At 59.6% G+C, this 17,504-nt stretch carries 14 protein-coding genes; 7 read left to right on the top strand and 7 right to left on the bottom strand.

Translation table 11 applies throughout. The features are described from left to right. Positions 1–127: 127 nt before the first annotated feature. Positions 128–538, bottom strand: coding sequence for a GNAT family N-acetyltransferase (locus AC5YUO_RS11650; protein ID WP_496153405.1), 411 nt, complete (start codon positions 536–538; stop codon positions 128–130). A 273-nt stretch (positions 539–811) separates the two neighbouring features. Here AC5YUO_RS11650 and mcpU point away from each other — a divergent pair, with 273 nt between their 5' ends. Beyond that, a complete protein-coding gene (mcpU, locus tag AC5YUO_RS11645; RefSeq protein ID WP_496153404.1) occupies positions 812–2,902 on the top strand; it encodes a methyl-accepting chemotaxis protein McpU in 2,091 nt (696 codons plus the stop codon). Between the two features lie 308 nt (positions 2,903–3,210). Next, a complete protein-coding gene (locus AC5YUO_RS11640; protein WP_400813234.1) occupies positions 3,211–3,690 on the top strand; it encodes a DUF2938 domain-containing protein in 480 nt (159 codons plus the stop codon). Between the two features lie 38 nt (positions 3,691–3,728). Here AC5YUO_RS11640 and ypfJ read toward each other — a convergent pair whose 3' ends face one another. Beyond that, complete coding sequence (gene ypfJ, locus AC5YUO_RS11635; RefSeq protein ID WP_400813233.1) at positions 3,729–4,661, bottom strand: KPN_02809 family neutral zinc metallopeptidase; 933 nt, start codon at positions 4,659–4,661, stop codon at positions 3,729–3,731. Positions 4,662–4,760: 99 nt separating this feature from the next. Further along, positions 4,761–5,249, bottom strand: a complete 489-nt coding sequence (locus tag AC5YUO_RS11630; protein WP_496153403.1) for a DUF2306 domain-containing protein — start codon at positions 5,247–5,249, stop codon at positions 4,761–4,763. 85 nt (positions 5,250–5,334) lie between these two features. On the opposite strand from AC5YUO_RS11630, the gene AC5YUO_RS11625 reads away from it, so the two are divergent. The 3 genes from AC5YUO_RS11625 (at position 5,335) to AC5YUO_RS11615 (ending at position 10,870) form a co-directional block, all read left to right on the top strand. After that, positions 5,335–6,168 (top strand): LytTR family DNA-binding domain-containing protein, encoded by an 834-nt coding sequence (locus tag AC5YUO_RS11625; protein WP_496153402.1) that lies wholly within the window; start codon positions 5,335–5,337, stop codon positions 6,166–6,168. A gap of 157 nt (positions 6,169–6,325) precedes the next feature. Next, positions 6,326–9,814: a carbamoyl-phosphate synthase large subunit gene (carB, locus tag AC5YUO_RS11620; protein ID WP_496153401.1), complete on the top strand. Its 3,489-nt coding sequence runs from the start codon at positions 6,326–6,328 to the stop codon at positions 9,812–9,814. Positions 9,815–9,961: 147 nt separating this feature from the next. After that, positions 9,962–10,870 carry an SPFH domain-containing protein gene (locus tag AC5YUO_RS11615; protein ID WP_496153400.1) on the top strand — a complete coding sequence of 303 codons (909 nt, stop codon included), beginning with the start codon at positions 9,962–9,964 and terminating at the stop codon, positions 10,868–10,870. 275 nt (positions 10,871–11,145) lie between these two features. Here the strand turns inward: AC5YUO_RS11615 and AC5YUO_RS11610 are convergent, their stop codons facing one another. The 3 genes from AC5YUO_RS11610 to AC5YUO_RS11600 all read right to left on the bottom strand — a co-directional run bounded on the left by AC5YUO_RS11610 (position 11,146) and on the right by AC5YUO_RS11600 (position 15,118). Next, positions 11,146–12,285, bottom strand: coding sequence for a GGDEF domain-containing protein (locus tag AC5YUO_RS11610; RefSeq protein ID WP_496153399.1), 1,140 nt, complete (start codon positions 12,283–12,285; stop codon positions 11,146–11,148). Positions 12,286–12,437: 152 nt separating this feature from the next. Next, a complete protein-coding gene (locus tag AC5YUO_RS11605; RefSeq protein WP_496153398.1) occupies positions 12,438–13,886 on the bottom strand; it encodes a UdgX family uracil-DNA binding protein in 1,449 nt (482 codons plus the stop codon). Next, on the bottom strand, positions 13,886–15,118 hold the full coding sequence (locus AC5YUO_RS11600; RefSeq protein ID WP_496153397.1) for a putative DNA modification/repair radical SAM protein: 1,233 nt from the start codon (positions 15,116–15,118) through the stop codon (positions 13,886–13,888). The genes AC5YUO_RS11605 and AC5YUO_RS11600 overlap by 1 nt, the downstream gene beginning before the upstream one ends. 221 nt (positions 15,119–15,339) lie before the next feature. On the opposite strand from AC5YUO_RS11600, the gene greA reads away from it, so the two are divergent. Then, the gene (greA, locus tag AC5YUO_RS11595; RefSeq protein ID WP_003522847.1) at positions 15,340–15,816 is read left to right on the top strand and encodes a transcription elongation factor GreA; all 477 of its coding nucleotides are present in this window, start codon (positions 15,340–15,342) and stop codon (positions 15,814–15,816) included. 89 nt (positions 15,817–15,905) lie between these two features. Next, on the top strand, positions 15,906–16,961 hold the full coding sequence (locus AC5YUO_RS11590; protein ID WP_496153396.1) for a glycosyltransferase family 4 protein: 1,056 nt from the start codon (positions 15,906–15,908) through the stop codon (positions 16,959–16,961). 21 nt (positions 16,962–16,982) lie between these two features. On the opposite strand, the gene AC5YUO_RS11585 is transcribed toward AC5YUO_RS11590, so the two are convergent. Then, complete coding sequence (locus AC5YUO_RS11585) at positions 16,983–17,450, bottom strand: Lrp/AsnC family transcriptional regulator (protein WP_400813220.1); 468 nt, start codon at positions 17,448–17,450, stop codon at positions 16,983–16,985. Positions 17,451–17,504: the final 54 nt, after the last annotated feature.

Genomic DNA, 17,504 nt, shown 5'->3' with positions numbered 1-17,504 from the left:
GCGAATTGCGCAACGGCAGCACGGTGATGAATAAAATATTCCCTTCCTGCACGCAACCTTTGCGGACGAGTGATCAAAATTTACGCAGGATGACAGTGGGCTCCGGTTCAATGCAAACGGCATGTCATTATAAAATCTTTTGTAGCCAGATGCGATGAAGCGGTTGGCCGCCGTTTTCGCCACACACCCGTGCAAACTCCTCATAACCCAGCTTGGCGTAGAAGTCCGGAGCCTGACTTGAGAGGGTATCGACACAGGCAATTCTAGCACCTCTCCTACGGCCTTCATCCTCCGCCGCAAACATCAGCCTTCGCCCCTCGCCGGACCGGCGGTGCGCTTCTGCAACCCATAGATTGTTGATGAAGAGGACTGCAAACGAAACCGACGCCGTGACACCGCCACCAAAGACTTCATCGTCCATGCCGAGGACAATGGCAAAGTTCTCTCGATGAACGGCGCAGGCCTCATTGCTGACCGCAATACCCAGTGAGATCCGCTGAGCTACATGGTCAGGGATCGGTTCCAGTACTTCAAGCATGCAGCATCTCCGGCGTCGTGCGGAAGACACAATACGGCCTGGATGGTGACCCCAACATGACGGCCAAGCGACGACACCGATTCCGACTTATCTCCCATCGCGTTAGGACAGATTTAGTCGAACTTTACCATTTCTCTTTATTAATTAGAGCATTGAATAGTTCTTTTAAATCATAAGCTGCATGACGCAGAATATTCCCGCCTTTGAGGCATGTTTTCCCCACCATTGTCAAAGATGACCTGAACGGTACATCCGGCTCAAAGGATCTGTAGCTTGTCCAAGAAAACCAATCTCATGACCCGCATCCTGTTTGCGGCGTCATCACTTGTCGTCGCCGCCTTTGCGGGCTTTTCTTTCTACATCGACAGCCTTCAGCACCGTGTCACGACGGAAGCCGTGGCGGAAAATATCGATTCCTCAGGCAAACAGGCCTCCCAAAGCATCGCCAACTGGCTGAACGGCCGCATCATGCTGACCGACACGGTGGCGAAAACCCTCGCCAAGCTTTCAGACGACGATGCCAAGGTGCAGTTCCTGCAGAATGACGTGCTGACGGCGCAATTCATGTCCACCTATTTCGGCAATGCCGAAACCGGCAGCTTCACCACTTTCCCGAAAACATCGCTGCCGGAAGGTTATGACCCGCGCAAGCGCCCATGGTATCTGGATGCCGTGAAAGCCGGCAAGCCGGTGCTGACCGAGCCCTATAACGACGCATCGACCGGTGGCCTCATCATCACCGCCGCCATTCCCGTCTCCATCGACGGCAAGCTGGCCGGCGTGACCGGCAGCGATTTCTCGCTGGATTCGCTGGTGACGATGATCAAGTCGGTGGATGCCGGCCAGGACGGATATGCGTTCCTCGTCAGCAAGGATGGCAAGATCCTCATCCATCCCGATCCGAAATTCGTCGACAAGCCGCTGACCGATCTCTTCAAGGTCAATACACCGGCGATTTCCTCGGCAATTTCGCAAACCGAAATCGACGGCAAGGGCAAGATCACCAGTTTCATTCCGGTTGCCGGCCTGCCCTCCGTCGACTGGTATCTCGGTTTCGTCGTCGATTCCGATGTTGCCTACAGCGCGATCGGCCAATTCCGGCTGGCGGCAACCATCGCCACGGTGCTTGCTGCCGCAATCATGATCGGCCTGCTTGCGACCGTGCTTTCCCGCTTCATCGTCCGCCCCGTCACGCAGATGACCTCGGCCATGGAAGGCCTTGCGGCCGGCAATCTCGATGTCGCCATTCCCGGTCAGGAACGTACCGACCAGATCGGCTCGATGGCCGCGGCGGTTGCCGTGTTCCGGTCGAATGCCATGGAACGCCTGCGCCTTGAAGGAGACGCCGAAGAAAACCGCACACTCTCCGAACAGGAGCGTAACGAGCGCGAAAAACTGGCGGCAAAGGACGCGGCGGATATCCAGTTCGCAGTCGATTCGCTTGCCAGGGGACTTGCACATCTTTCCAATGGCGATCTCAATTATCGTATCGATACGCCCTTCGTGACCCGCATCGATCGCCTGCGCGACGACTTCAACAATTCCGTCGCCAAGCTGAACGCAGCGCTCAGCACCGTCGGCCAGAACGCCCGCGCCATCGATGCCGGCGCCGGCGAAATCCGCCAGTCGGCCGACGATCTGGCACGACGCACCGAGCAGCAGGCGGCTTCCGTGGAAGAGACCGCGGCGGCGCTTGAGGAGATCACCACGACGGTGAAAGATTCCGCCCGCCGCGCTGAAGAAGTCGGCCGTCTGGTCGACCGCGCCCGCAATAATGCCGAACAGTCCGGCGTCATCGTCGAAGATGCGGTTCGCGCCATGGAAGGCATCGAAAAATCGTCGTCCGAGATCAGCAACATCATCGGCGTGATCGACGAGATAGCCTTCCAGACCAATCTTCTGGCGCTGAACGCCGGCGTGGAAGCTGCGCGCGCCGGTGAGGCCGGCAAGGGTTTTGCCGTCGTCGCACAGGAGGTGCGCGAGCTTGCCCAGCGCTCAGCCAATGCGGCGAAGGAAATCAAGACGCTGATCAACGCCTCGACATCGCAGGTACAGTCCGGCGTCGATCTCGTCGGCAATGCCGGCAAGGCGCTGGAAACCATCGTCCGCGAAGTACAGGAGATCAATCGCCACATCGACGCCATCGTGACCTCGTCGCGCGAACAGTCGACCGGCCTTCAGGAAATCAACACCGCCATCAACACCATCGATCAGGGCACACAGCAGAATGCCGCCATGGTCGAGGAACAGACGGCGGCGAGCCATGGGCTCGCTTCGGAAGCGGCGGCGCTCAACGAGTTGCTGGCACAGTTCCAGCTGGCGACGGCCACGCGGCGGCAGACGGAATATGGGCGGGCTGCTTGAGGAACCACCTGAAGGCACAGCGCTCAACAGTCGTCACCCCGGACTAGATCCGGGGTCCAGCGCGATCAAGTCATTGATCGCAATAGACTCTTCCCACGGCGCAGACGCGCCGCGACTGGATGCCGGATCATCCTCGGGCTTGTTCCGGGGGCCGGCATGACGGAGGAGAGGTTTTGCGGCTTCCTCGTTTCTCACACTCATGGCCGGAGCAATCCGGCCATTTTTATTTGTCATGCCGACAATAGCCGGTTCCCGCCATCGACCCAATCCGCTAGAGCTTGATCGATCATGATCGTGCGGAGGGATTCATGCTGGAAGTGATTTGGCGCGGCATTGCCATGGGCATTGGCGGCACCGTATTTATGGATATATGGGCAATCGTGCTGCACCGGTTCTTCGGCCAGTCGGCGCCAAACTGGGCGCCGGTCGGCCGCTGGTTCTGGCATGTGCCGAAGGGCCGGATATTCCACGACAGCATCGCCACGGCTGAACCCTATGAATATGAACTGGCGCTCGGCTGGATTTCGCATTACGCCGTCGGCATTCTTTATGGCGTCATTCTCGCGCTGGTGGTTCCGGCCGCATGGTTTGCCAATCCCTCCTTCATCGAGCCGTGGATCGTCGGCATCATAACGGTCGGTGCGGGCTGGTTCCTGCTGCAGCCGGGGCTGGGCATCGGCTGGGCGGCATCGAAGACGCCGAACCCCACAAAGGTCCGCTTTCTAAACCTTGTGGCCCATACGGTCTTCGCACTCGGCATGTATGCCGTGGCGCTTTTGATACGCTAAATGAAAAGGGGGCTGAAAGCCCCTTTCCTGTCCGGTTCTCAGATATTCGCCGAGAATGTATCGCAATCCTCGACACGGCCGCTCTGGAAACCGCGCTTGAACCATTCCATGCGCTGTGCGGATGTGCCGTGGTTGAAACTGTCAGGCACCACATAGCCCTGTGTCTGCTTCTGCAGCGTATCGTCGCCGATCTGGTGGGCGGCATTCAGCGCTTCCTCGAGGTCACCGGTTTCGAGAATGCCCTTCTGTTCGGTAAACTTGCCCCAGATACCGGCATAACAATCCGCCTGGAGCTCGACACGCACGGACATCTTGTTCGCATCCGTCTGGCTCATCGACTGACGGCGGCGGTTGAACTCCGGCAGAACGCCGGTGAGGTTCTGGATGTGGTGGCCCACCTCATGCGCAATCACGTAAGCCTGCGCGAAATCGCCGGCCGCACCGAAACGCTGGTCCAGTTCCTTGAAGAAGCTGGTGTCGAGATAGACCTTCCGGTCACCCGGGCAATAAAACGGGCCGCTGGCAGCCGAGGCATAACCGCAGGCGGAAGACACTTGGCCGGAGAACAGAACCAGCGTCGGCTTCTGATAGGTCTCGCCGGCGGACTGGAAAATGCCGCTCCATGTATCTTCCGTCTCTGCCAGCACGGTGCGCACGAAAGCCGTCGTCTCGTCCGACGACTGACCTTGCGGACGCGTGCCCGCCTGCTGGCCGCCGGATTGCTGCGTCGTGCCACCGCCATCCAGTGAAATATCGCCGCCCGAAAGCAGCGTCAGCGGGTTGATGCCGAGCACCCAGCTTATCAGCAGGATGACCAGAATGCCGCCAATCCCGATGCCACCACCGCGCCGCCCGATCGGCACGCGCATTCCGCCACGGGAAAAAGGATCACTACCGCCTGGTCCCGATCCCGCCGACATGCCACGCCGGTCCTCGATATTGTCCGACTGGCGGCGCCCTCTCCATTCCATGCTATTCTCCCGGCGGATATCGCCTTAACAAGCTGCCTTATAACGGCACTATAATACATCTTGTTCCGGAAGGAAGCTGATCGAGAAAAGCAGCAGCCTTCACGCGGTGCGCCGCCTTTGCCGCACCACGGTCAAAAACAGGAGGACAAGGATGAGCGCGCCGGCCAACAGCGTCAAAATATCCGCCGCGCCATTGCCGAAAACGACTTCGTACATGATGCGGTCGGGAAGGAAGGTGAAGCCGCCGGCAATCACGATACCGCCGAGATAAATGCCCTGCATGATCCGCATATGGTGTTTGATCTGGCCTTTGCGCGCGAAATAGACCGATTGCAGGCAGCCGTAAATTGTCAGCGCGGAGAGGATGTGGATCGGGCTGAACCCGTAAAACACCCTCAATTGATGGATGAAGAATGACGAAAAGGACGTGACGATCATCAACACGACCCAGATTTTGCCCAGCAGGCGGTGAAGGGGCGTGCCCTTCGGAAAAAACAGGACGACTGCGCCAATGATGGCGGCGGGCACGACGGTCGCCACGTGCAACTGAATGGCCGGAGACGCTTCGAGAAGGGGTTGCAGAGACATGTTTCTCACCCGGTTGAACTCGGCCGCAATTTCAGCCAAACAGGCTTCGGCTCAAGCACTCTGGCGCAAACGGCGGGAGATTTTCGTGAACGACACCGCGGTGCAATCCACGCTTCGCCAATTGCAGGCCATGGCGCGTTCCCGCCGGCTCTGGAGCACCTTTCTCGCCATACTCGCCCTCTTCATTCTGACCGGCCCTTACGGCACCGGCGAGAAGATGAGTTTCTGGCCGCGCCTCGTCTACTGGACGCTCGTGCAGGGCGCAGGCTGGATCATCACCACCTGCCTTTCCGCTTTCGCCAATGCCGCGCTGGTGAGGTTTTTTTCCGCCCCGCTCATCCGCATGCTGATCGGCTCGGTTTTCGCCGCCATGCCCATCGGCGCGGTCATCGGCCTCGCCAACCACGTATTTTTCGCAAAGCCGGTCGATGCCGCCTCGGTGATCACCAACGCATTTGCCGCCCTGCCGCTCTGCATCATTTTCTGTTTCCTCAGCTGTCTGACGACCGGTTATCCACGCGCTCCCGACATGCCCGAGCCGCCGCCCGCCGAGCCGTCGTCTGCCGAACCGCCGCCCGCATCCACCAAAGAACCGCCGGCCATATTGAATAGGCTGCCGCCGCAAAAGCGCGGCGATCTGCTGCGGCTGTCGGTGCAGGACCATTACACCGAAATCGTCACCACCCGCGGGCGTCAGCTCGTTCTGCTGCGTTTTGTCGATGCGCTGCGCGAAATCGGCGACACGCCCGGCCTGCAGGTACACCGCTCCCATTGGGTCGCCCACGCCAATGTGATCTCATTGCGAAAAGCGGCGGGCCGTTTTTATATCGTGACCCATGACGGCACGGAAATTCCCGTCAGCCGCTCGCGTAACGCCGCCGTTCAGGCCCGTTTCGCCACACCTGCCCACACCCGTTAAGAGTTTCTGTCGATTCCGGAATTTATGGGGTTCCGTTCTCAAAAACATTTGCCTATAAGCCGCTTCTAGCCTGAAAACATTTGAATTGCGCTCCCCGGCCGGTGATCTTCCACCCTGGCCGGTGTTTTGCGCAACCAAAAAGCGGAACGAGAGAGCCATGCCGAAGCGCCAAGATATCAAGTCCATCCTCATCATCGGCGCGGGACCGATCGTTATCGGTCAGGCATGTGAATTCGACTATTCCGGCACGCAGGCTTGCAAGGCGCTGAAGGAAGAAGGTTACCGGGTCATTCTGGTCAACTCCAACCCGGCGACGATCATGACCGATCCAGGCCTTGCCGACGCCACTTACGTCGAGCCGATCACCCCTGAAGTCGTGGCCAAGATCATCGCCAAGGAGCGCCCGGACGCGCTTCTGCCGACCATGGGCGGCCAGACCGCGCTCAACACCGCGCTTTCTCTCAAGCGCATGGGCGTTCTCGACCGTTACAATGTCGAAATGATCGGCGCGAAGCCCGAAGCCATCGACATGGCGGAAGATCGCGCCCTGTTCCGCGAGGCGATGGCCCGCATTGGCCTTGAAACCCCGAAGTCGATGCTCGCCAACGCCACCGAAATCAAGGATGCCGACCGCAAGAAGCACGAGATCGCCCGCACCGAGCTGAAGGGCAAGCTTTCCGGTCCTGAACTCGACAAGGCGCTGGACGACCTCGAAAACCAGTGGAACCTCGGCGAGACCGACCGCAAGCAGCGTTACATGGCCCATGCCATGGCGATTGCCGCCCAGGCCATCGACCATGTCGGCCTGCCCGCCATCATCCGCCCGTCGTTTACGCTTGGCGGCACCGGCGGCGGCATTGCCTATAACCGCTCGGAATTCTTCGACATTGTCTCGGGCGGTCTCGACGCCTCGCCGACGACGGAAGTTCTGGTTGAAGAATCGGTTCTCGGCTGGAAGGAATATGAGATGGAAGTGGTCCGCGACACCGCGGACAATTGCATCATCATCTGCTCCATCGAAAATATCGACCCGATGGGCGTCCACACCGGCGATTCCATCACCGTCGCGCCGGCGCTGACGCTCACGGACAAGGAATACCAGATCATGCGCAACGCCTCGATTGCGGTGCTGCGTGAGATCGGCGTGGAAACCGGCGGCTCGAACGTGCAGTTCGCCGTCAACCCGAAGGATGGCCGCCTCGTCGTCATCGAAATGAACCCGCGCGTCTCGCGCTCGTCCGCGCTGGCATCGAAGGCGACCGGCTTCCCCATCGCCAAGATCGCCGCCAAGCTCGCCATCGGTTACACGCTGGACGAGCTGGAAAACGACATCACCGGCGGTGCGACACCTGCTTCCTTCGAACCGTCCATCGACTACGTCGTCACCAAGATCCCGCGTTTCGCCTTCGAGAAATTCCCGGGCGCGTCGCCGATCCTCACCACCGCCATGAAGTCGGTCGGTGAAGTCATGGCCATCGGCCGCACCTTCGCCGAATCGCTGCAGAAGGCGCTGCGCGGCATGGAAACCGGCCTTACCGGTCTCGATGAAATCGAAATCCCCGGTTACGAGGAAGGCGAAGGTTCCAAGAACGCCATCCGCGCCGCTATCGGCACGCCGACGCCGGACCGCCTGCGCATGGTTGCACAGGCGCTGCGCATGGGCATGACCGAAGAGGAAGTCCACGAAAACTCGAAGATCGATCCGTGGTTCATCGCCCAGTTCAAGGCCATCGTCGACATGGAAGCCCGCATCCGCGAGCACGGCCTGCCGCAGGATGCCGAAAACCTGCGCATGCTCAAAGCCATGGGCTTCTCCGACGCCCGCCTCGCCAGCCTGACGTCCAAGCGCCCGAAGGAAGTGGCCGAACTGCGCAACAGCCTGAACGTCCGCCCGGTCTTCAAGCGTATCGACACCTGCGCGGCCGAATTCGCTTCGCCGACCGCTTACATGTATTCGACCTATGAAATTCCCTTCGTGGGCGCCGCCCGCTCGGAAGCGCAGGTTTCCGACCGCAAGAAGGTCGTCATTCTCGGCGGCGGTCCGAACCGTATCGGCCAGGGCATCGAGTTCGATTATTGCTGCTGCCACGCCGCCTTCGCGCTGAAGGATGCCGGCTTCGAAGCAATCATGATCAACTGCAACCCGGAAACCGTCTCCACCGACTACGACACCTCCGACCGCCTCTATTTCGAGCCGCTGACGGCCGAAGACGTGATCGAAATCATGCGCGCCGAGCAGGAAAAGGGCGAGCTGGTCGGCGTCATCGTGCAGTTCGGCGGCCAGACGCCGCTGAAGCTCGCCGAAGCGCTGGAAAAGAACGGTATCCCGATCCTCGGCACCGCGCCTGACATGATCGACCTTGCCGAAGATCGCGACCGCTTCCAGAAGCTGCTGATGAAGCTGGATCTCGCCCAGCCGAACAACGGCATCGCCTATTCGGTCGAGCAGGCTCGCCTCGTCGCGTCTGAAATCGGCTTCCCGCTGGTCGTTCGCCCGTCCTACGTTCTGGGTGGCCGCGCCATGCAGATCATCCATTCGGAAGGTCAGCTCCAGACCTATCTGCTCGATACTGTTCCGGGCCTCGTACCCGAAGACATCAAGCAGCGTTACCCCAACGACAAGACCGGCCAGATCAACACCCTGCTCGGCAAGAACCCGCTGCTGTTCGACAGCTACTTGACCAACGCCGTCGAAGTCGACGTCGATGCGCTGTGCGATGGCGAAAACGTCTTCGTGTCAGGCATCATGGAGCATATCGAAGAAGCCGGTATCCATTCAGGCGACTCGGCCTGCTCGCTGCCGTCGCGTTCATTGAGCAAGGAAACCCTCGATGAGCTGGAACGCCAGACGACGGCTCTTGCAAAAGCGCTGAATGTCGGCGGCCTGATGAATGTGCAATATGCCATCAAGGACGGCACGATCTACGTTCTCGAAGTCAACCCGCGCGCTTCGCGCACCGTGCCTTTCGTCGCCAAGACCATCGGCGCGCCGATTGCCAAGATCGCCGCTCGCGTCATGGCCGGCGAAAAGCTCAATACAGCGATTGCCGCCTATGGCGAAAAGCCCGATCCGCGCAACCTGAAGCACATCGCCGTCAAGGAAGCCGTCTTCCCCTTCGCGCGCTTCCCCGGCGTCGACATCCTGCTTGGGCCGGAAATGCGCTCGACCGGCGAAGTCATCGGCCTCGACACGGATTTCGCGCTCGCCTTCGCCAAGAGCCAGCTCGGCGCCGGCGTCGATCTGCCGCGCTCCGGCACGGTGTTCGTTTCGGTGCGTGACGAGGACAAGGAAGGTGTGCTTTCCGCCATCCGCATTCTCGTGGAAAGCGGCTTCAAGGTGCTGGCAACCGGCGGCACCCAGCGTTTCCTCGCCGAACAGGGCATCAACGCCGAAAAGATCAACAAGGTGCAGGAAGGCCGTCCGCATATCGAAGACGCCATCCGCAACCGTCAGGTCCAGCTCGTCATCAACACCACTGATAGCAACAAGGCGATTTCGGACTCGAAATCGCTGCGCCGCGCGACGCTGATGCAGAAGGTGCCCTACTACACGACGATGGCCGGTGCGGAAGCAGCAGCCCTCGCCATCAAGGCGCTGAAGGCCGGTAATCTGGAAGTGAAGCCGCTGCAGAGCTACTTCAACTAAGCGTTCTGCGGGAAAAACCGCAGGATTGAAAACAGAACGCCGCGGATCACCATGTCCGCGGCGTTTTATTTTGCGTAATCCCGCTGCAATGCGTTTCCGGTATCAAAAAGGCATCATTCCCATGCGAGGCCCATGATGTCCCTTTCCATGACCGATAAACCATCCGCAGCGATCGGCGGCTATGTTCCGCTGGCGTTGGCATTTGCGAGCCTGATCATTGGCTTTCTGGCGCTCGCTGCCGCCTTTACCGGTGAATTTCAGCAGGGTACCGCCTTTATCGCCAAACTGGTCACCGGCCTTGTTTTCCTGGTCGCCTTTCTGCTCGCCCTGATCGGCATCTACGTGCTTCAGCCGAATGAAAGCGCGGTCCTCATTCTGTTCGGCGATTATGCCGGCACGGATGACAGAACCGGCCTGCGCTGGGCGAACCCGTTTTTCGCCAAGCGGCGCGTCTCGCGGCGGCTTCAGACCCACCACATCGAAACCATCAAGGTCAACGACGCGTCCGGCAATCCGATAGAGATCGGCGCGGCTATCGTCTGGCACGTCTTCGACGCTGCAAAGGCGCTGCTGGAAGTCGATGACTACAGGACCTATGTGGCCATGCAGTCGGAAACCGCCCTGCGGAAAATCGCCAGCAGCCACCCCTACGACCATTGGCAGGACATGAGGGATGATGCGACAGTCAGCGCCGATATTGTCTCGTTGCGTGACGGCGGTGAAGAAATCACCGAAAGTCTGATCGGCGAGTTGCGCGGCCGCTTTGCCCGCGCCGGCATAGAGGTGACGGATGCCCGCATCACCCATCTTGCCTACGCGCCGGAAATCGCCAGCGCCATGCTGCGAAGACAGCAGGCAAACGCCATCGTTGCCGCCCGCCGCACCATCGTCAAGGGCGCGGTGGAACTCGTCAAGGAGGCGCTGACGGGTCTGAAAGACAGGAGCATCGAAATCGATGATGCACGTCAGGCCGCCATGGTCTCCAACATGCTGATCGTGCTTGTGGGTGACAAGGACGCAACCCCGGTGATCAACACCGGCACCCTGCAGGGCTGAACAGATGGCTGGACGTCCACCGGGACCGGAGCGGGTCGCTTTTCCACTCCGGATCGAACCCGCAATATTGAACACGATCCGGCACACCGCGAGCGGTGAATTGCGCAGCATCAATGCCCAGATCGAGATTCTGCTAAAAGAAGCCCTGCACCATCGCGCTGCGGCGAATGACGCGCGGGAACCTTAAGGTGAGCCAGAGAGCATCTGACGCTTTGCCTTTAAAGGCAAAGCAGTGCTGATATCGTCAGAGATCGATGCCCCGCTGCAGCCCTGCCCTATGCTGCCAGCGCCTCACGAACGCAATTGCGCCCTTCGGTTTTCGCGCGGTAAAGCGCCCGATCCGCCATTTCCGCAAGCGTCTGGAGATCGCAGCGCACATCGCCAGTGGCGGCAACGCCGATGCTGATGGTCACGCCGACCCGCAGACCACCGCAATCCACTTCCGTAACAGCGACCGCATCGCGAATGCGTTCGCCGATCATGCAGGCCTTGCGAGCCCCGGCGCCCGGCAGGTAAATGATGAATTCCTCACCACCGTAACGCGCCAGCACATCTCCACCGCGGATGCTGCCACCGATGCGTTTCGCCACTTCCTGCAGCACGCTATCGCCGACGGCGTGGCCGAAACGATCGTTGATCGACTTGAAGTGATCGATATCCAGCAACATGGCCGCATCGGCGGGATCGGGCGTCGCAGGCATGGTCTGGAAGAAGAACCGCCGGTTCTTCACCCCGGTCAACGGATCGGTATTTGCAAGAACCAGCAATTTCCGCTCCGACCGCTCGGCCACGAACATCATCACAAACAGGGCGATAGCGAAGTTCAGCATGATGATGAAGAAAAACGCGTTGACCAGATTGATGGTGGCGTAATCCGGGAAAAGCACGCTTTTCATCACCGACAGCGAAATGAGACCGGAGACGCCGGTAATCGCACCCAACGCCAGGCGCGAAAGCAGCGGCTCCCTGCGCCATCCGGCGAAAAGCACCGACGCTCCGGCGAGATAGGCCAGCGCCGCGCAGCCATTGAAGAGCGCCGCGCGAAACGCATTATTGTCTGCCACCTGTAGCGCAACAACCATCGCCAACATGGCAATAAGACAGACGAGGGATATGGTTCGCCGGCCGACGGAGCGTCCATCGCTCAGCGTCTTCAAGCCGAGCCAGATCAACCCATAACCCACTATACCGAAAACGACACTGCCGAGCTGCCATAAGGCCGACGACACTATTCCCCATTCCCCGTAACCGGCAAGCGTGGAGCCGATCGTCATCGACGCAAAACCCGCGGCAAGCGGGACAGGGCCCCACAGGCCGCGATTGGTCATTTTCAGGTAGATGAAACTCAAAAGCCCAACGATGTAAGAACATTTTTGCATCAGTATGACTGTCGCAAGGTCGAGTTCGCCCAACATGATTTGTCCATACGGTCAATAAATTTGAAGACAACAATTATAGTAGCAAGTATAAAATTTCAATAAAAATAAAGGAAAACCAATCGTTAAGCGATACTACTGCAAGTTATGGTTCAAATTTCTCAATAAATCTCCGATACACACATCGAAATCTATTCGAATATTCTAATAAACTTCATATCCTCAACGAACCGCATCACTTCCGCCTCTTTCACCCGCTCATCGGCAAGGCGCAGGAGATAGGAGGGGTGCACGGTCACAAAAAGCGTTCGGCCCTCCTCCATCGGTATGGGACGACCCCTGACCTCCGAGAGCTTTCCCTTCTCGCCGGTCAGCGCATAAAGTGCAGTTGCGCCCATGGCAACGATCAGCTTCGGCCGGACGAGCGCGATTTCCTGATTGAGCCACCAGCGGCATTGCTCCACCTCGCCTGCATTCGGCCGCTGATGAATGCGCCGTTTGCCGCGTGTTTCATATTTGAAATGCTTGACCGCATTGGTGACGTAAAGTCTTTTGCGTTCGATACCGATGTCAGCAAGAGTCCGGTCGAAAAGCTGGCCGGCCGGACCGACAAAAGGCTTTCCGGCGAGATCTTCGTGATCACCCGGCTGCTCACCGACGATCATGACATCCGCATCTTCAGGCCCCGAACCGAAAACCGTCTGCGTGGCGCTGCAATGCAAGGAACAGCGGGTGCAATGGCCAGCCTGCCGCGCCAGCGACGCGAGCGTGCCGTCCGCCGCCGGTTGCGGCATCTCCCGGGCAGCGGCCGCCGCCTGCAGGCGATGGTGAAAGGGTTGCGGCTGGCTTGCCGCCCTCGCGGCCATTTCCAGCACCCGCGCCTCCGCGCCGAGAATGAGCTCGGGAATGAGATCGGCTTCCGGCAGGTTCTTCCAGTATTTCTTCGGCATCTCGGCGGTCATGGCTTTGACCTTGAGGCGGGCCGGATTGAATATATTGGCGTAATAGGTCCGCCAGAGTTCATCCGTCTCATCCGTCAGATCAGGCTTCGCCGCCGCCTCCCGTGACGTCTGCAGCTCGCTTCCATCCCATCGGGCAGACCCTTTGGGCGTGGCGATCAGCCAGTCCATATCGGTAAACCGCCGCTGGAAAAACGCTGCTGTGCGCTCGACGATGAAATGATCCGGCTCGAACCATGCCACGAACCGCCGTCGCCCACCCTGCTCCTGCGGCAGCGGCAATTCCTTAAAACGAACGAAGGCCGTCATCTTGTGACAGTCGCGGCGCACCGACTTCTCAAGCAGGCGGGCCTCCGCAACATCCGGATCGGACTTGAACTGCAGCAGGGCGCGGTCCCGCTTCAGCCGCCACAGCAACCGGTAAAGCAATGCGAAACGGCCGGGATCGCTGTGGCAGATGATAGCCTGCGCCAGCGCCACGAACGAGGCCGGAACGGAAATCTGCCCATTGCCGGCATCGACCCTCGGCAACGGCGCACCGGCGAAATCCAGCAGCCCTGCCCCGTCATCCCGCGACCGCCAGTCAATCATCTCCGGCCGAATATCGGCGGCAAGGGCCGCGCGCGCGGCATCGCGCCACTCGCCGAAATCGCCCCGCCCTTCCAGCACCGGGCCATACATCAAAACAGCGATAATTGTTCGGGCTGCGGCGCAAACATCGCCCGCAGATCCGGCCGTTCGGTCAGCTTGCCCGGCGTCCAGCCCTCGGCGACGATGAAAGCCTTCACCTTTTTCAGGGACACACCAAAACGGGCAATATCCTCCAGCCGCAGCCGCCGGAACCGCCGCGACGACAGAACAGAGGCCACCGTCTTGGTGCCGAAACCGGGCACGCGCAACAGCATTTCCCGATCCGCCGCATTGACGTCCACCGGGAAACGCTCGCGATGTTTCAGCGCGCAGGCGAGCTTCGGGTCGATATCGAGATCAAGCATGCCGTCGCCGCCGATCGCGGTTATCTCGCCAATGTCGAAACCGTAAAAGCGGTAAAGCCAGTCCGCCTGGTAAAGCCTGTGTTCCCGCATCAGCGGCGGCTTGATGAGCGGCAGGTTCTTCGAAGAATCAGGAATGGGGCTGAAGGCCGAATAATAGACGCGCCGCAAACCGTAACTGCCATAAAGCCGGGCGCTGGTGGAGAGAATGGTGCTATCGTCAGCGCCGTCAGCACCAACGATCATCTGCGTGCTCTGGCCGGCCGGCGCAAAGCGTCTGGTCTTTCTTGTCCTGACGGTCGGCTCCCCTGCCTCCTCGATCTTCAGACGGATATCGGCCATGGAACGGCGAATATTGGCGGGCTGCTTTTCCGGCGCAAAGCGGCCAATGCCGCTATCGGTTGGCAATTCGATATTGATCGAAAGGCGATCCGCGTAAAGCCCCGCCTCCTCGATAAGCCTGGGCGATGCTTCGGGAATGGATTTCAGGTGGATATAACCGCGAAAACCATGGGTAACGCGCAACTCCCGCGCCACGCGCACCATCTCTTCCATCGTATGATCGGAGGAGCGGATGATGCCGGAAGACAGGAACAGCCCCTCGATATAGTTGCGCCGGTAAAATTCCAGCGTCAGCCAAACCACCTCTTCCGGCGTGAACCGCGCCCGCTCGACATTGCTGGAGGAGCGGTTGATGCAATAGGCGCAATCATAGATACAGAAATTGGTGAGCAGGATTTTCAACAGCGAAATACAGCGCCCGTCCGGCGCATAGGCATGGCAGATGCCCGACCCTTCCGTGGAACCCAGACCGCCTGACGCTGCGGAGTTGCGTTTTGTCGTGCCGCTCGATGCGCAGGAGGCGTCGTATTTCGCCGCGTCGGAGAGAATGGCCAGCCGTTGCCTGATTGACTTCTTCATAATTATGTTCACTATATGTTCCATTGAAAAATGTCAATCATATTGCTTAAGTCTATGAATAGACCCGGGAATATGCCTTCCTCAAATTTGCTGGCATTTCGCTGTCGTCTTCTGATATAGTCGGCTCAGTTATGATTTTGGCATGGTTCCGGAGTTCCCCTCCGGAACCTGTTTCTTTTTGTGTCTGCAAGTAAAGCGACCGGAATGCGAAGGATAAAAAAATGGTAGAAAAAGTACCGATGACTCAGGGTGGATTCGTCAAGCTGCAGGAGGAGCTGCGCTGGCGCCAGCAGGAGGAACGCCCCCGTATCATCGAGGCGATTGCCGAAGCGCGCGCCCATGGCGACCTTTCGGAAAACGCCGAGTACCATGCTGCCAAGGAAGCCCAGAGCCACAATGAAGGCCGCATCACCGAACTCGAAGACCTGACCGCGCGCGCGGAAGTCATCGATCTTTCCAAGATGTCGGGCTCGAAGATCAAGTTCGGCGCCACCGTCAAGCTGGTCGATGAAGACAGCGACGAGGAAAAGACCTATCAGATCGTCGGCGACCAGGAAGCCGATGTGAAGGCCGGCCGCATTTCCATCTCCTCGCCCATTGCCCGCGCCCTTATCGGCAAGGAAGTCGGCGACAGCATCGAAGTCAATGCGCCCGGCGGCGCCAAGGGCTACGAGATTCTCGCGGTTCAGTGGGGCTGATAAGCTCCAACGCGCAATGCGCCCCTACGCGGGCGCATTGCTTCTTGACGTATTGCCCCCCAAATTAGCCGCAAAGACGGAAGCCCATCTTGTCCCACGTCAGTCTGAAAGATGTGCAGGTGCTTGCGCCGAACTTCAAACGCAGGCTCTCCGGCGTCACCTCCACCATCGTTCAGCTTATTCCGGTGCAGAACCGGCTGGAACAGAAGGTGGCCGTCATCGGCCCGGGCCTGCCGCCGCATCTGCCGCATGTGCGCTTTCGCGATCTGTGGCGGCTCTGGCAAAACGGCCCGCAGGGCGGCCCGCGCATCTGGCATGCCCGTCGCAACCTCGAAATGCTGCCGGGTCTTCTCCTCCGCGACGTGCTGCGCATGAAGGTGAAGCTGCTCTTCACCTCGGCCGCGCAGAGGCGGCATTCCGCCTATACCCGCTTCCTGATTTCGAAAATGGATGCGGTGGTTGCGACCAGCACCCGCTCCGGCTCGTTTCTGGAAGTACCCCATCGCGTTGTCATGCATGGCGTCGATACCGACCTGTTTCATCCGGCCACCGGACCCGAGGACACCATCGCCGCAACCGGTCTGCCGGGCCAATATCTGATCGGCTGCTTTGGACGGGTGCGACACCAGAAGGGCACCGACCTCTTCGTGCGCGCCATGATCGAGCTTTTGCCCGCCCATCCGCAATGGACAGCCGTGGTTTCCGGCCGGGTTACGGCGGAACACAAGGCTTTTGCCGAAGCACTTGAGGCCGACGTCAAGGCCGCCGGCCTTTCGGACCGAATTGTGTTTCAGGGCGAGGTGAACGACATCAAGCCGTGGTACCGGCGGCTGACGCTCTATGTCGCCCCATCCCGCAATGAAGGTTTCGGATTGACGCCGCTCGAGGCCATGGCGTCGGAAACCGCGGTCGTCGCCAGCACTGCCGGCGCCTATGAGGAAATGATCGTCAAGGGTGAGACGGGCGCGGTCGTTGAAGCGGGGGACTATGCATCGCTCAGGGATGCGATAAAGACCTATCTGGCCGATCCGGCTCTGGCATTAAACCATGCCCGTGCCGGACTTGCGCATGTGCGCACCACCTTCCCGCTCGAAAAAGAGGCCACGAGTCTTAGCGCTGTTTATGATGCGTTGCGGCGGGGGTAATCCGCCCTAGGCAACTGCCGCTCAGATTTCCACGAGACCGACGCGCTTGACCTGACGGATGGTGAGCATGGTGCGCACCGTATCGACATTCTCATCCGCCGTCAGAACCTCGATGACGAAATCCTGAAACTCCGTCAGGTTTTTCGCCACGCAATGCAGCAGGAAATCGCTTTCGCCCGATACCATCCAGGCCTGACGCACCAGCGACCAGCCGGACGTCGCTGCGGCAAAGGCCTTCAGATTGCTGTCGGACTGCCGCTTCAAACCGACCATGCAGAAGGCGACGAGATCGAAACCGAGCTTCGGTGCGTTCAACATGGCGTGATAACCCTCGATCACGCCAGCTTCTTCCAGCTTGCGGACACGCCGGAGGCATGGCGGCGCGGAAATCCCGACCCTTTCGGCCAGCTCCACATTGGTCATGCGCCCGTCGCGCTGCAATTCGCGCAGGATTTTCAGATCGATGGCATCGAGTTCGACGCTGGTCACGGAGAAGTACCTCGTTAAGCTGGAGAACTTCCTTGTACTATTCGGCACGGGATT

It is taken from the genome of Agrobacterium sp. LEGMi-208b, from assembly GCF_059511785.1.
The sequence above is the reverse complement of the archived record's forward strand: the minus strand, read 5'-3'. Positions and strand labels throughout refer to the sequence as shown.